This window comes from Phormidium tenue FACHB-1052 (genome assembly GCF_014696675.1).
GTDB lineage: Bacteria > Cyanobacteriota > Cyanobacteriia > Phormidesmidales > Phormidesmidaceae > Nodosilinea > Nodosilinea tenuis_A.
This window is the reverse complement of the sequence record NZ_JACJQN010000005.1, coordinates 1-15,304: the sequence shown is the minus strand read 5'-3', so window position 1 is coordinate 15,304 and position 15,304 is coordinate 1. Positions and strand designations below refer to the sequence as shown.

General features: G+C 54.9%; 10 protein-coding genes. 9 read left to right on the top strand and 1 reads right to left on the bottom strand.

The features are described 5' to 3' along the window. The first annotated feature begins 33 nt into the window (after nt 1–33). The 9 genes from H6G07_RS08710 (at nt 34) to H6G07_RS08670 (ending at nt 8,926) form a co-directional block, all read left to right on the top strand. Entirely contained in the window at nt 34–1,293 is a 1,260-nt protein-coding gene (locus tag H6G07_RS08710; protein ID WP_084173533.1) for a carbon-phosphorus lyase complex subunit, read from the top strand. A 44-nt stretch (nt 1,294–1,337) separates the two neighbouring features. Then, a complete protein-coding gene (locus H6G07_RS08705; protein WP_073610546.1) occupies nt 1,338–2,222 on the top strand; it encodes an alpha-D-ribose 1-methylphosphonate 5-phosphate C-P-lyase PhnJ in 885 nt (294 codons plus the stop codon). Next, nucleotides 2,140–3,513 carry a HEPN domain-containing protein gene (locus tag H6G07_RS08700; RefSeq protein WP_139297159.1) on the top strand — a complete coding sequence of 458 codons (1,374 nt, stop codon included), beginning with the start codon at nt 2,140–2,142 and terminating at the stop codon, nt 3,511–3,513. The genes H6G07_RS08705 and H6G07_RS08700 overlap by 83 nt, the downstream gene beginning before the upstream one ends. Nucleotides 3,514–3,523: 10 nt before the next feature. Next, entirely contained in the window at nt 3,524–4,294 is a 771-nt protein-coding gene (phnK, locus tag H6G07_RS08695; protein WP_073610548.1) for a phosphonate C-P lyase system protein PhnK, read from the top strand. Between the two features lie 42 nt (nt 4,295–4,336). After that, entirely contained in the window at nt 4,337–5,065 is a 729-nt protein-coding gene (gene phnL / locus H6G07_RS08690; RefSeq protein WP_073610549.1) for a phosphonate C-P lyase system protein PhnL, read from the top strand. Nucleotides 5,066–5,163: 98 nt separating this feature from the next. Continuing rightward, nucleotides 5,164–6,294 carry an alpha-D-ribose 1-methylphosphonate 5-triphosphate diphosphatase gene (locus H6G07_RS08685; RefSeq protein ID WP_073610550.1) on the top strand — a complete coding sequence of 377 codons (1,131 nt, stop codon included), beginning with the start codon at nt 5,164–5,166 and terminating at the stop codon, nt 6,292–6,294. 32 nt (nt 6,295–6,326) lie between these two features. Then, entirely contained in the window at nt 6,327–7,493 is a 1,167-nt protein-coding gene (locus H6G07_RS08680) for an alpha-D-ribose 1-methylphosphonate 5-triphosphate diphosphatase (protein WP_073610551.1), read from the top strand. A 12-nt stretch (nt 7,494–7,505) separates the two neighbouring features. Further along, a complete protein-coding gene (locus H6G07_RS08675; protein WP_073610552.1) occupies nt 7,506–8,066 on the top strand; it encodes a phosphonate degradation HD-domain oxygenase in 561 nt (186 codons plus the stop codon). Continuing rightward, nucleotides 8,063–8,926, top strand: coding sequence for a phosphodiesterase (locus H6G07_RS08670; protein WP_073610553.1), 864 nt, complete (start codon nt 8,063–8,065; stop codon nt 8,924–8,926). The genes H6G07_RS08675 and H6G07_RS08670 overlap by 4 nt, the downstream gene beginning before the upstream one ends. Nucleotides 8,927–9,133: 207 nt before the next feature. Here H6G07_RS08670 and H6G07_RS08665 read toward each other — a convergent pair whose 3' ends face one another. Next, entirely contained in the window at nt 9,134–14,503 is a 5,370-nt protein-coding gene (locus H6G07_RS08665; RefSeq protein WP_084173535.1) for a glycerophosphodiester phosphodiesterase family protein, read from the bottom strand. Nucleotides 14,504–15,304: the final 801 nt, after the last annotated feature.

The window sequence follows — 15,304 nt, the reverse complement described above, 5'->3', positions numbered from 1 at the left end:
GATCGAGAAATCGCTTAAATTGCGGAGAATTCTATGCCCTATGTTGCCGTCAAAGGTGGAGAACAGGCGATTCAAAACGCCGAAGCCTTGCTTATGGCCAAACGGCGCGGCGAACCGGCGGTGCCAGAGCTATCGCTAGAGCAAATCAAGCAGCAAATGCAGCTGGCTGTCAATCGGGTGATGGCTGAGGGCAGTCTGTACGACCCCGATTTGGCCGCCTTGGCCATCAAGCAATCGTGGGGTGATTTAGTGGAGGCCGCCTTCTTGCTCCGCGCCTACCGGACAACCCTGCCCCGGCTCTACTACAGCGAACCGATCGAGACCAATCGCATGCACATTCAGCGGCGCATTTCGGCGATCTTCAAAGACGCCCCCGGCGGCCAAAAGCTTGGCCCCACGTTTGATTATGTCCATCGGCTGCTCGACTTCAAACTGGCTGCCGAAAATAACCAGTTTTCTGCACCAACCACTGAAATAGGGGATGCGATCGCACCTCCCCCCGCGGCCACACCCCGAGTCCTAAATACCCTGGCCCAAGAAGGTTTAATCGGCGCAACCAAATCCGACGATCTTGCCGATGTCTCGCCTCCCTTCGACATTACTCGCGAATCCCTTAATACCCCTACTAGCCGCGACGCTCGCTTGCAAAACCTGGCCCGCGCCGATGAAGGCTTCCTGCTGTCGATGGCTTACTCGACCCAGCGGGGCTACGGCAAAAATCATCCCTTTGCGGGGGAGATTCGGGTGGGTGAGGTGGAGGTTGTGATCTGCCCTGAAGAACTGGGCTTTGAGGTGGCGATCGCCGACATCTCGGTTACCGAAGTCCAAATGGTGAATCAGTTCAAAGGCAGCAAGGAGATTCCGCCCCAGTTTACCCAGGGCTATGGCCTGACCTTTGGCTACAACGAGCGCAAGGCCATGGCCATGGCCTTAGTAGACCGAGCCTTGCAGGCTAAGGATTTAGGTGAGGCGATCGACGGGCCAGCCCAGAATGAAGAGTTTGTCTTATTTCATTCTGACAATATCGAAGCCCAAGGCTTTGTTCAGCACCTCAAACTGCCCCACTACATCGACTTTCAGGCGGAGCTAAATCTGATTCGCCAGCTGCGGCGCAATTATGACCAGGCCCAAGCAGAACAAAACGGCGTTGAGCCAACGTCACCGCAAGCTCCAGATTCCCCAGCATCCAGCCTGAGTCATTCCCCATCTGCCAGCAACGGCTCCTCGACCGAGATTCCCAAAGTTGATCCTACTTCCCCTGATTCCCACTCCCCATCGGAGGTGCCAGCATAAATCTTCTTTTCGTCACTTTCTCAACAACTACCAACCGTTGACCCATGACCCTTTCGCCCCAATTGCCCAGCTCCCCAGCTCTCCCCGAACCTGGCTTTAACTTCGCCTACTTAGATGAACAGACTAAGCGCTCCATTCGCCGAGCCGCCCTCAAAGCGGTTGCCATTCCAGGGCATCAGATTCCCTTTAGCTCCCGTGAAATGCCCATGTCCTACGGTTGGGGAACCGGGGGAATTCAGGTCACGGCCTCAGTGATCGGTCAGTCAGACACCCTGAAGGTGATTGACCAGGGCGCTGACGATACCACCAACGCCGTCAATATTCGTCGGTTCTTTCGTAAGGTTTGCGGTGTCAACACTACCGAACGCACTGAGGCAGCCACGCTGATTCAAACGCGCCACCGCATTCCTGAAACGCCGTTGCGGGAGGGGCAAATTATGGTCTATCAGGTGCCTATGCCAGAGCCGCTGTATTTTATCGAACCCTCTCGCACCGAGGCCAATAAAATGCACGCGCTGGAAGAATATGGCCCCATGTATGTGCGGTTGTACGAAGACATCACCCGCTTTGGCCACATTGCCATGGCCTACGACTATCCGGTGATGGTGCACGATCGCTACTTGATGAAGCCCAGTCCGATTCCCCGATTTGATAACCCTAAATTGCACATGAACCCTGCCCTACAGCTATTTGGGGCGGGGCGAGAAAAGCGAATCTATGCCCTGCCTCCCTACACCAAGATCAAAAGCCTTGATTTTGAGGATCATCCCTTCAGCGTTGAAACCTGGGATCAACCCTGCGAATTTTGCGGCGCGACAGACACCTATCTCGATGAGGTGGTCACAGATGACCAGGGTAGCCGCCTGTGGATTTGCTCTGACACAGACTACTGTAATCAGCGACAGCAGAAAGACCTATCTTTATTTTGAGAAACGACGCAAAAACGAGAAAGATAGTTATTGTTTGAGCATGCAGCACAAGACTTTAAAATCAACTCGAATTAAAATGAACCCGGCGAAAAAAGAAAACATTGCAAAAAGAATATGGAATGCATCAAGAAATAGCTCAGATATTTCAACGCTGAATGAAGAGACACAGGTAGAGTATCAAAACATACTATCCAGCTTAGAGCAAGAGTGGGAAGATAAGCTCTCGCGTTATGAGGTTGTCAAAAAACTGAATACGTTGCTTGAGGTAGGCTTATCTGGAAATGCTGGAGATGTTGAAGAAGCCTTGAGCAAAGAAGATCAAAAATATCAGAATTACAACATTAAGCAGACGGTTTATCTCCCAGTCAAAGGAATGCAATTTTTTGATGAACAGCGAGAAAAATCTCTTGAAATAGGGAAAGTAGTTTTTTTGGCAATCACGAGCAACAGGCTTGCCGAAATCTTTGACAAGAAAAAAACAATTATTGAATCCACAAGGCATTCGGAAATAGAAAAGGTTCAATTGATTGAAGCAAGTCGCAAATATTTGACTGATAACTTCGCCGGAAAAGCTTGTTCGTTATGTGAGATTGTCGCTGAACCTAGAAAGGCAGAAGAAATAGCGGTTATTGAGACCAGTAAAGCCTTGGAAGTGTTACGTTATGCCATCCCTGCTTTCCCCAGTCTTCACATTGGCAAGTTGAAAGTCGAATTAGGGATATCAGGAGATACTAGAGGCGGTAAAAGGATCGCTTTGCTAATGTCATCTTCTGGCTCAAGGAGTAACTGGGAAAGAAGTACAACAGATTTCGAAATAACATCTAAAACTAAAGAAGAACTTAGACGGGTAGGGGTTTTCGAATTATCAAGTATATTGCTTAAATCAGACGCTAAACGGACTCCATTTGAAAAAACTATACTTAGATTTTTGCACTGGATATCAGAATCGCATATTCAGACTGACCTGGAAAACCAGCTTCTGCTTTTAGTAATTGCTCTAGAAACGCTGTTAGGCTCTGGGAAGCAAGCAATTGATTTCGGGGCAGCAATGATTTTAGAGGAAACAAAAAGCCATAGAAAAGAACTAAAAGAAAAGATCGGTAGAATATGTGACATTAGAAATGACATTGTTCATGGAAGCAAAAGCATAAATATCGGTGAAATGGATGTCTTAGTGCTGAGAGAGGTCACAATGAGGCTCATGATAAAGGTGCTTGATCTCTCGAAAAACAATCAATTCAACACAAGTCAAGATTTGAAGAATTTTGTAGAAGAAAAGCAATTATCCTGATTGTAATGCCATGAAGCCCTTACTAACTATCAACAATCTCAGCAAGGCCTACGATTTGCTTTGTGCCTGCGATCGCATCTCTTTCGATCTCTACCCCGGCCAAGTCCTAGGCATTATTGGCGAATCTGGATCGGGAAAAAGTACCTTATTAAACGCCATTGCCGGTCACATTCCCGTAGACGCGGGAGAGATGGTGTATTGCGATCGCAGCGGTCAGCCCATTAACCTGCGCACTCTGCCAGAAGTTCACCACCGCAAGCTGATGAAAACCGAATGGGGGTTTGTGCAGCAAAACCCTCGGGACGGGCTGCGCATGACCGTCACCGCCGGAGCCAATATTGGCGAGCGCTTGCTCGATGTGGGCGATCGCCACTACGGCCATATTCGCGCCGAAGCCCTTCAGTGGCTAAACCAGGTAGAAATTCCCCCCAGCCGCATGGATGACCTGCCCAGCACCTTTTCTGGCGGTATGCAGCAGCGGCTACAGCTCGCCCGCATTCTGGTGACGCAGCCGAGGCTAGTGCTCATGGATGAGCCCACGGGCGGGTTAGACGTTTCAGTGCAGGCCAAACTTCTGGATCTGATGCGATCGTTGGTGCGGACGCTCCATCTCAGCGTCATTTTGGTGACCCACGATATTGGTGTCGTCAGGCTTTTAGCCCATCGACTGATGGTGATGCAAAACGGTCAGGTCGTCGAAACCGGGTTGACCGATCAGGTACTCGATGACCCCCACCATCCCTACACACAGCAGTTGGTGAGTGCCACCCTCATGCCCTAGGGGAAATGCCGCGCGTTCTACTGTTATTGACACCCTTAAACCATGACCCAATCGCTGCTATCGAATCATTCGCACTTGTCGGTTGCGCCACCCACCGGGGCCATGCTCCGGGCCGAGGAGCTTTACAAGCGCTTCGTTTTGCACCATCAAGGGGGAGTTTCTATTCCGGTTTTAGAGGGGGTTTCCCTCACGGTGCAGGCGGGTGAATGTGTGGCGTTGCAGGGGCCATCTGGCTCTGGCAAATCGACGTTTATGCGATCACTCTACGCCAACTACCGCATTGACAAGGGCTCAATCTGGGTCAAACATCAAGGCGACTGGGTTGATCTGCCCCAGCTTCCCCCCCACCAATTGCTAGCCGTGCGGCAGCACACCATCGGTTATGTCAGCCAGTTTTTGCGAGTGATTCCTCGGGTACCGGCGCTGGAAGTGGCCGCAGAACCCCTGCTGGACTTAGGCATAGCCCCCGATATCGCCTATGACAAAATTCAGAGCCTCTTTGCCCGACTGAACCTGCCCGAGCGACTGTGGCAGCTATCTCCCACCACGTTTTCTGGGGGCGAAAAGCAGCGGGTCAATATTGCGCGGGCTTTTTCGGTCAGCTACCCAATTTTGCTGTTGGATGAGCCGACCTCGGCCCTAGATGCCGCCAATCGCGAGGTCGTGATGCAGCTGATTGAAGCCCGCAAAGCCCAGGGCTGTGCCATGGTCGGCATTTTTCACGACGACGAAGTCAGAGAGCGAGTTTGCGATCGCATCCTCCAGTTCTAAAGACCTTAGGGCTCCGATAACGCCTAGTTAATCTTGATCCGATATGAGTATAGATGTCTAGATGTATCTGATGTCATTCTGCCCCTATTGCGTATCCCATGACCGAAACTATTTTTACCAACTACCGCTTACAACTACCTGACGAAGAGGTGCTCGGTACGCTAGTTGTGCGGGATGGCATGATTGCCGAGGTGCAGCCCGGCGTTGTTTCCCAAGGGCACAACGGCGACGGCGATTACTTGCTGCCCGGATTGGTCGAGCTGCACACCGATAACTTTGAGCAGCGGCTGTCGCCCCGGCCCAAGGTGCGCTGGCCAATGGATGTGGCAGCGGTATACCACGATCGCGACTTAGCGGCGGCTGGCATTACCACGGTCTGCGATGCGATCGCCGTTGGAGACATCACCCCGACCTCCATGCGCATGACCCAGTTTGACCCGATGATCAACACAATTCATCAGGGCCAAATTGACGGGCGCTTTGCGGTCGATCACCGTCTCCACCTGCGCTGTGAACTGGGCTACGAGCAGGTGTTTGACGTGGCGGCAACCTACGCCGAGCATCCCCTACTGTCGCTAATTTCGCTGATGGATCACACCCCCGGTCAGCGGCAGTTTGCCCAGGTCGAGAAGTATAAAGAGTATTACCAGGGCAAACACGGCGTGGGGGCGGATGAAATGGAAGGCTTCATTCAAGCCCGCATCGAAGCCCAGCAGCGCCATGCCGACGAAAACCGCCGCAGGCTCGTAGACCTGACCCAGAAGCATGGGATTTGCCTCGCCAGCCACGACGATGCCACCCCTGAGCATGTGCAGGAGGCTTTACAGGACGGAGCCGAAATTGCCGAGTTCCCCACCACCCTCGATGCCGCTAAAGAAGCTCACAGCCACGGCCTCCAGGTATTGATGGGTGCGCCAAATTTGATCTTGGGCAAGTCCCATTCTGGCAACGTTTCCGCCATGGAGCTGATCGAGCGAGACCTGGTCGATATCATCTCGTCTGACTATGTCCCCCAGAGTTTGCTGCAGGCGATGTTCCTAATCGCGCAGCAGCAGCCTCTATACAAAGCTATGCAGTTGTTTACCCTAAACCCGGCCAAAGCCATTGGCCTGGATGGCGATCGCGGTAGTCTCGAAGTTGGCAAACGGGCTGACTTTGTCACCGTCCACCACGATGGCGTTGTGCCCCGCTTTACCTCCGTCCGCCGTCAGGGCCAGCGCATCGCCTAAAAACGAATGTCTAATTACTCTGTCCTTCTGCCATGAAACAGCCCCTCTCTACACCCAAACTTGCTCTCCAGGGCGCAACGGTGTTGACGCCTACCGGCTGGCTAAACGCGGCAACGGTGCTGGTTGAAGACGGCAAATTTGTCGCCGTCGATCAAACAGCCAAGCCTAGTGGCTATGTGGCGATCGATGTCACCGGCCTGCACCTGCTGCCCGGTATTGTTGACATTCATGGCGATGCGTTTGAACGCATGATTTGCCCTCGGCCTGGGGTCAACCTGCCGTTGGATATGGCCCTGGTGGAAAACGATCTGGCTTTGCTGGGAGCAGGAATTACGACCTTTTTCTACTCCATTACCGACTCCTTTGAACCGGGGCTGCGTAGCCGAGAGATGGCGCGGCAGCTAATTAACCAAATTTCGGCACCTGATCATGGACTGCGGGTCGATAGTCGCATTCACATTCGCCACGAGCAGGCCAACACCGCTGACTATGACGAACTGTGCCACTGGCTAGACACTCGCAAAGTCACGCTGCTTTCTCTCAATAACCACCTCCCGCCTGCGATCGATGAGGAAACGCTACAGCGCTATACGAAGGGGCTACGTCAACGGCTGAAGCTGTCCGAAGCCGAGATTTTAGCGCTGGTGCAAGCTGCCTGTCTCCGTCAGGAGGAGGGTCTGGCGCAGTTTGAAGACTTGGTGCAGCGCTGTCATCAGTTGGGTATTCCAGTAGCTTCCCACGATGATGAGACGGCAGCCGATGTGGCGAAAAGTCGAGAGCGGGGAGTGGCGATCGCAGAATTTCCGGCCTCCATCCCGCTAGCAGAAGCATCCCGCGCCTATGGAGCCGCCGTCTTGATGGGAGCCCCTAACCTGGTGCGGGGCGGTTCCCACGTTGGCTATATGAGTGTTGCCGAAGCCGCTCAAGCCCAGGTTCTAGACTGCCTCTGTTCTGACTATCACTACCCCTCGCTGTTCCACGCGCCGTTTCTACTGGCCGAACAAGGGCTAATGCCCTTTGAGCAGGCATGGAAGTGCGTTTCCGAATACCCGGCTAAAGCGGCCAAAATTGGCGATCGCAAAGGCAAAATCGCCCCTGGCTACGATGCCGATTTTCTCCTGCTAACTCCAAATGACCCGTTACCCAGTGCCATTCGGGCGGTGTACATCAACGGTCTGCCGGTCAAACAATCCCTCTAATTTTTCTGCCCCATGCCACCCTCTCTCATCACTCTGCTCGATCTCTATCGCCAACGGGGTCAGGCCCAATACGGCGGCGAAGCGGTTAGCCAACTCGACCACGCCCTCCAGTGTGCCATCCTGGCTGAGCAGGCCGATCAATCTGCTGAGATGATCGCCGCTTGCCTATTCCACGATCTGGGGCATCTGGTGCATCACCTGGGGGATGATCCGGCCCTGCGCGGCCTTGACGATCGCCATGAACACTGCGCCATCCCGGTTTTAGCGCCGCTGTTTCCCACCGCTGTCACCCGGCCAATTCAGCTCCATGTTGAGGCCAAACGCTACCTCTGCGCCGTGGATGAGACTTATTGGGATTCTCTATCGGCGACTTCTAGACGGAGCCTAGAACTTCAGGGCGGCGTGTTTTCACCGGCTGCTGCCACTGCCTTTATCCAGCAACCCTATGCAAAACAGGCCGTACAACTGCGCCGCTGGGATGATTTGGCAAAAGTGCCCAACCAAGACACCCCAGATTTAGAGCATTTCCTACCCAGCCTCCAGAAAGCCTGCCAACTGGTGGATTCGCGATGACCCTGATTGCTCAAATTAGCGATCTGCATGGGCAGTCGGCAGGCGCACTGGCCTACGGCGTGGTGGATACGAATTCCCTGGTGCAGGCTGCGATCGCCCATCTCAATCAGCTCAACCCCCAACCCGATCTAGTCGTGGCGACGGGCGATTTAGTCCAGCAGGGCACCCTGGCCGACTATCAACAGCTAAGAGCAATGCTGGCCAACCTGCGCGCTCCAATTTATCTGATGCCTGGGAACCATGACCAGGGAACAAACCTACGCCAGGTATTTGCCGATCATCACTACCTGGCTAACTCCCTCGATCATCTGAGCTATGTCGTAGACGGCTATCCAATCCGCCTGATTATGCTAGACAACACGCTGCCGGGGGAAAAATCGGGCAGGCTGGATGCTCAGCGGCTAGCGTGGCTAGAGGCCCAACTGGTGAGAGCCCCTGAGGCCCCTACTCTGATCTTTATGCATCACCCTCCGTTCACAACCGGCATTCCTTGGATGGATCGACGGTGGCTTGATGGCCGCGATGCTTTAGCCGCCTTGATTGCTCAGCACGGTCAGGTCGAGCGAGTTAGCTGTGGGCATTTGCATCGGGTGATGTATCGTCGTTGGGCGGGCACGATCGCTAGCACCCAGCCTAGTCTGGCCCATCAAGGCTACCTCGATCTACAGCCCGATACTGCCAGCCAGTTTGTCATGGAGCCCCCTGCCTATCAACTCCATATCTGGGGAAATGGTAGTTTGGTTTCCCATACGGTTTTTGTCGGTAACTTTGATGGCCCTCATCGGTTTTCCGATGGGCAAAAAAGCAGCGGAGCCGACTCATTCAATCAGAACCATCTCCGATTCCCCCTAAGCGGCTAAGACCTGACCTAAAAAAGTTGACACTCCTGAGGGTCGCCCACGAAGGAGAATGTTCAGATGCCCCAAAAACTACTGAACCAGGCCGGATATGGGCAGCTAGCATGACCTACATCTGGACAATGCTCCAGACTTCTTTTGCTGTAAGAAAACCCCTGCGCTTAACCAAACGCAGGGGTAGAAGGCTTAACTTCACGCTGTCAACATCAACTATGCAACGACTGGCGCAACGGAGTTGAGGGTTACGATTAAGTCGTTAAAGTCGTTGTCGGTGTGGTCTTCAAAGCTCCAAACATTGCCGTCGCGCTGAATCCGTACACTGCCCAGGGCGGCATCATCGATGGTGGCCAAATGAGTAGAGCTACCGTCGATAAGCAACGCCGGGGCGTAGTATTTGCCACCTGCCAGCGTGAGTGTGAGGTCGGCAGCGGTGTTATTGCCGACAAACAGCTCAGCATCGAGCAGGTTGGCGGCAGCCGCAGCTTCATAGCCTGCTTCACCAGGCAGTAGGCCGCCTACTCTGCCCAGAGCATCGGTCTCGTAGAACTTGAGCACGTTGTCGAAGGCGGCTTCGCGATCGAGGGTGACATTGACTGCGACTGCGCGATCGAACCCAGTCAGGTCGATGAGTTCGGCAACAGCCGCATCCTCAGACAACCCAGATACCCCCAAACGAGGATCGAGATTTAGCGGCTTGTCGAGCTGGATCTCGATGATTTCGTTGTTGTCGATTGCGGGGGGACGGCCCACCGAGAAGGGGTAGTTGTTGTCGTTGGCCACCAGAATGGTGTCGGCATCGAGCACCAGCACGTCTTCGATGGTCTGGAAGGGGAAGTCGAAGGTGGTGCTGCCGTCGCCGTTGAGATCGTTGGGATCCTTTAGGGTCAGCAGATCGACTACTTCTTCTTTCTTGACGAAGCCTTGGCTATTGACCGCAGAGAAGTCAACCTTGAAGATCTTCTTGAACGCTGCGGCTTCACCTTGGTTGTTGTCGCGCTCGATGACGAGGAACTCATTGGTGTTGATCGGGGTGAAGTCACCGATCGCATGGCGGGTCGATTCTAGCTGATAGAGGCCGACCAGGCCCTCGTAGGCAGCGCTGGCTACATCAAATTCGTAGATGCGTAGCGAGCCAGCGGGGTCGCCGACGACGGTGCCCTCTAGCATTGGGTAGAGGGTGGTGCGATCGGGGCTAAAGGCCATGCCTTCAAAACCCTGGGAGCGATTTAGGTTGGCCACCGCAGGCTCTTCGATGAAGGTGCTGCGGGCGGTAAACCCGGTACCGGGAAAGTCGGTGAAGAAGCCGTCTACCCCCAGTTCAATGAACTGCTTGTATTCATTGATGGGATTGCCCTCGTAGCTGTCGGGGAGGAAGACGCTCTCATTCCGCAGAGTGTAGAGGTGTACCAGCAATCCGGCGTCGTGGGCGTCGGCAATCAGGGTGGTGGGGGTGCCGGTAACGCGATCGCCATCGCTAATCGCTCCATCGCCATTTAGGTCGTCGGGCTGACCATTACCATCGGCATCCACCGTACTCAGCGGCACAATGCGCTGCTTGTTAGGGCCAATGCCCGTCGCGTATACAGCGATTTCTGCCAAGCCTGCCGGGGTAGACAGATCGGTGTAGGTGCGAGCATCGCCAGCCACCACAAAGTCGTAGGGCTGACCACTGCCGCCAAACAACTGCACCAGGGGAATGTCGATGCCAGCGGCGGGCATGATGGTGTCGTTCAGCGCTTTCAGGTTTGCCACCTCAAACGACTGAATGAAGACGCGGCTGGGGTCAGTGAACCCTGCCGCTACCAGAGTTTCGACCAGTAGCTCACTGGTGTTGTAGCCCTGCTGCTCAAAGAAGGTGGGGTGCTTGGTTTCGGGATAGAGGCCGATCTTGCGACCGGTTTCCGCCTCGACCTCTTGCACCAGGTCGATCACCTCGGCCAGGGTAGGCACCTTCAGGCCATCGTTGTTGAACTCGGTACCCCGGATGGCCGGAATCCGCTCGATCGCATTGAGCTGCTTGACCTCCGCCAGGGTAAAGTCTTCGGCAAACCAGCCGCCCCGCAGAACGCCGTCCAGGTTTTTCACCGTCAGGCGATCGGCAAACTCAGCCCGCAGGTAAACATCGGTGCTGGTGTCGGTGCTGTTGAGCACGGGGTTGCCGCTGGCATCCAGCTGAATGGTGCCGTCGGGATTCAGCGCCACCACCCCTAGCATGGGCTCGTGGCGAGCGATCAGCACGCCGTCTTTGGTGACGACCAGGTCAGGCTCAATGAAGTTTGCCCCCTGGGCGATCGCCAGCTTGTAGGCCTCCAGCGTGTGCTCAGGTCGCTCACCCGATGCGCCCCGGTGGCCGATCACGATGGGGGCACCGCCTGTCAGCGTCTCGAACTCAGTGGTGGCCTGCACCTCGGGGTTTTGGGGAGAGCGGACGAAGTCACTGGTAATTTGATCGCGCACCAGGTCACCCGTGCCAGGGAAGTCGGTGAAGTAACCATCTACCCCCAACTCAATGAACTGCTCATACTCCTTGTTGGGGTTGCCCTGGTAGTCAGCGGCCAGAAAACGCCCCTCGTTGCGGAAGGTGTAGGCATGGACAAATAGCCCCGCATCGTGGGCATCGGGGATCAGCGTGGAGGGAGCCGTCGTCGTTTTATCGGCATCGTTGACGGCTCCATCGCTGTTCACATCGTCAGCCGCGCCATCGCCGTCTGCATCAACGCCTTCGACAGAAACAATCATTCGCTTCCAGGGGCCAATGCCATCGGCGTAGGTGGCAATTTCGGCCAGTCCTTCAGCAGTTTGCAGATCGCCGTAGGTGCGGGTGTCGCCAGCCACCGAAAAGTCGTAGGGACGAGCATTCACATCCTCGTAGATGAGCGAGCCATCCAGCGCCACATCATAGGCATCCAGCAGCTGTACCAGGGGAATGTCGGTCTTGGTATTCAGCTCTTTTAGGTTAGATACCTCAAAGGACTGAATGAAGATGCGGCTGGGGTCGGTGAAGCCAGTGGCTTCCAGGGTAGCCAGCAGCGGCTCTTCCAGCGACAGACCCAGATCGTCGTGGTAGGTGGGGTGCTTGGTTTCGGGGTAGATGCCGATTTTCTTGCCCGTGTCTAGCTCAACCTGCTTAACCAGATTGATCACCTCTTCAAAGGTCGGGATCTGGAATACGCCATCGAAGGCATCGGTGCGGTAGCCCTGGGGCATGATTGCCCGCAGGGTCTTGATTTCGGCCAGGGTGAAGTCGGAGGCAAAAAACTCGTTCTCGTACAGCACGCCATCAATGGTGCCGCTGCGCTGGCGATCGGCAAATTCTGGACGGCTGGCCACATCGGTGGTGCCTCCCAGAATGGGCTCGTGGCGGGCAATCAGCACACCGTCTTTGGTAGCCACCAGGTCGGGTTCAATGAAGTCAGCACCCCGGGCGATCGCCAAACTATAGGCCTCCAGCGTATGCTCTGGCAGTTCACCGCTCGCGCCCCGGTGGCCGATCACCAGCGGATCTTGGCCGTTAAGAGTATTTAGGGTGTTGACGTTAGGGGTGGCGATGGGCGCATCCAGCAGCACACCCTCGGTGCTGAAGTGCAGCAGGTAGGGACCAAACTCATCGCCAATCCAAATCTCGCCGTTGCCGTCGATCACAAACGATTCCACATCGAAGTCGGCCCCGGTGAGCAGGCGATCGCTCGTACCCTCATTCACAATGTCAAAGGGAATCAAGTTATTGGGATCGCTGAGCTGCACAAAACCTTGAATATCTACGCTGCCATCCCCACCTTCTGACCCGGCCAAGCTAGGGTCAGCCTGATAAATTCGCAGCAGGTAGTCTGCGCTGTTGGTCTGAGCGCCAAAGCCATTATCAGAGAGGAACCAGAAGGTCGAGCCATCGCCGCCGGGAGCAAACTGCACACCGCTAAAGCCCTGCACTGGCTGACCATCGAAGGGGCCGGTGCGCCCGTTGCCTGAAATGGGTGCGCCCGTACCGTCGTTGCCACCAGCATCCGGGCCTTCGGCAAAGGTATCGGCAGGGAGAGAGGCAAAGCCAGTGATTTCTGCCGGGTCAGACAGGAAGGAAATTTGCCCCCCCTGCACCAGCCCCGCCTCGTCAATGATGCCGCCGCGCAGACTGTGGGCCTGGGTATTGAATAGGAACAGCTCGCCGGGGTCTTCGCCAAACAGCGTCGAGACATCGATAATGCCGGAGGATTCCCAGTTGCCAACGTCACCGATCGCGGTATCGGTTTGGCCATCGGGCACGCCAGTGGTGCGGTTGATCTGGGCAATGCGGGTCAGGTCGCCAGAGTTGGGGTCGAGCTTCCAGATCGAGGCTTCTTCACCCGATGCGCCACCGAAGGGATCGATTTCGGTGGAGCGGTCTTCTTGAATGTAGATGTTGCCGTCTGCCGACCAGTCGAGGTTGTCGGGGCTGCGCAGGCCAAAGTCGGGGCCTGTAAACTGGCCGCTGCCCGCATCGTCACCCGCATAGAGAATGTCGAGCTGAGCGGTCAGCGGATCGCCCGACTCATTGAACTCAACATCAATTTTGTAGGTGGTGCCCCAGTTATCTTCGGGAAAGCGAGAGCCGCGACCGGTGGAAGCCAGCACAGCCTGGGTGCCGTCTGCGGGGTTGGTGGCAACATCCTCAGGCCGAGAAAACTGGAAGGCCCCCGCCACGTCGTAGGCGAGAGAATCTTGCTGGGCCTGGGTGGCAAAGCCCTGGGCATCGTAGCCGGTAGCGCCATCGGCACTGGCCAGATCGGGGCGGTAGTAGTCCAATTCGACCCAGCTACCCGCCTGACTGTTGCCGGTGCCGTTGAACCCGGTGGGGTCAGGGGCGATATCCTCATCGTCGGGAGAATCGATGCCGCTATCGGGTGCCCAGGCGTAGAGTTTGCCCTGAGCCAAACCGTTGCGAGCGAGGAAGCTGCCGTCGCCAGCCGCATTTTTTTCGCCCACGTAGAGCAGCAGTGGGGCGGCTTCGCGATCGTCGCCGATCAGCAGGGCCACTTTGTCGGTGGTGCCGGTGTCAAGCTCGGTGACGCTTTCCCAGGCGGCGCGGCCCAGCCAGGGCACCGCCCAAAGTTCGCCGGTAGCCACATCCAGGGCAAACTCACTGCCGCCCCCGGTTTCTTCGCCGGTAAAGAAGATGGCGTCGGCAAAACCATTGCTTTCGCCAAACTGGTTGGCATTGATCAGCTGGGCCGAGCAGAGGCGGTTGATGCCGCCAAACTCTAGATCGGTGGCGTCGTCTACGATCGCGCCAGCGCGGTTGTAAATGGTGTCGTAGGCTAGCCCAGCATCCACCACTGTGCGAGTGGTTTTATCGATGTCGAAGTAGCTGACCCGTGCCCCGGCTAACTCTGCGCCGCTCTCCAGCGTGTAGGCGTAACCAGCGGTATTGCTTAGCTCGTGGTTAACAAACAGCCGGATGGTGTTTGCGTTGAGGGCGATCGCCCCCATGCCGTCGGGAATACCAGGAGGAAGGTAGCCGTCGATTTCGTCGCCAATGGTGATCAGAGGATCAACCGTGTAGCCATTCAGCCCGCTCACCTGGGTGGGTTGCGTTGTATCAAAAGCCATCGGCTAAAAGTTCTCCTAGTTAATCGTTTCAAGACTCTATAAACAGGCATGAAAATTCTCTACAAAGCCCTTGACTCAGCAGATATCTCGTGACCCGATTTCCACAGTGAATAATCCCACAAAAGTTCAAAGATGGAGATTAAGCCTGAGGTCTGTATTGGTTAATTAATCTAGGGCTAAATTATCTTTGTCTTTAAGTTTTATTTAAAGGTTAAAGTCTCATGTTTTAGAGCAGAAAGATTCTATAGCCTGGTTTTTTGGCTATTTCCGCCTGATTACCTTAACCTCTTAAGGCACTGTAAATTCAAAAATGATTTATCAAAAGGTTAACCGAGTGGCTTCTAGGCTCGAATATTAGCCAGGATAGATAGGGAGATACAATCAAACTTTTCTCTTCCATCTCTGAGCTGATTAACCGCAGTAGTCTACGAGGAGCTAAGGGTCTTGCTACAAGTCAATTTAAGTGATGAGGAAGAAGGTGACCTTACCTCGGAAAAAGTAGACATTCCCGAAGAGTCGCCAACAAAGAATATTCAGATGCCCCAAAAACCGCTGAACCGGACTCGTCGTGGACAGCTAACATGAGCCGTACCTGGATTATAGGGATTAAGTCTCCGTCCTCGGCATTCAGCTTTTCACCAGTACTATGGTCCCCAAACAAGCGAGGAACCAAGGCAAGCTATTATCTGCGCAATCGCTTAGAGGGCGTTTGAAAAGGGGTAGGGGTGTAGCCAATTAAGCCAAGCGCCTGAGCATGATGCGAACCATAGCAATCTGGAGCATAGCCTCAGCGTTTTCAGG

Bases quoted from the DNA above. Each gene is read 5' to 3' on its own strand.
- H6G07_RS08710 (WP_084173533.1), top strand. From the start codon at position 34: ATGCCCTATGTTGCCGTCAAAGGTGGAGAACAGGCGATTCAAAACGCC.
- H6G07_RS08705 (WP_073610546.1), top strand. From the start codon at position 1,338: ATGACCCTTTCGCCCCAATTGCCCAGCTCCCCAGCTCTCCCCGAACCT.
- H6G07_RS08700 (WP_139297159.1), top strand. From the start codon at position 2,140: ATGACCAGGGTAGCCGCCTGTGGATTTGCTCTGACACAGACTACTGTA.
- phnK (WP_073610548.1), top strand. From the start codon at position 3,524: ATGAAGCCCTTACTAACTATCAACAATCTCAGCAAGGCCTACGATTTG.
- phnL (WP_073610549.1), top strand. From the start codon at position 4,337: ATGACCCAATCGCTGCTATCGAATCATTCGCACTTGTCGGTTGCGCCA.
- H6G07_RS08685 (WP_073610550.1), top strand. From the start codon at position 5,164: ATGACCGAAACTATTTTTACCAACTACCGCTTACAACTACCTGACGAA.
- H6G07_RS08680 (WP_073610551.1), top strand. From the start codon at position 6,327: ATGAAACAGCCCCTCTCTACACCCAAACTTGCTCTCCAGGGCGCAACG.
- H6G07_RS08675 (WP_073610552.1), top strand. From the start codon at position 7,506: ATGCCACCCTCTCTCATCACTCTGCTCGATCTCTATCGCCAACGGGGT.
- H6G07_RS08670 (WP_073610553.1), top strand. From the start codon at position 8,063: ATGACCCTGATTGCTCAAATTAGCGATCTGCATGGGCAGTCGGCAGGC.
- H6G07_RS08665 (WP_084173535.1), bottom strand. From the start codon at position 14,503: ATGGCTTTTGATACAACGCAACCCACCCAGGTGAGCGGGCTGAATGGC.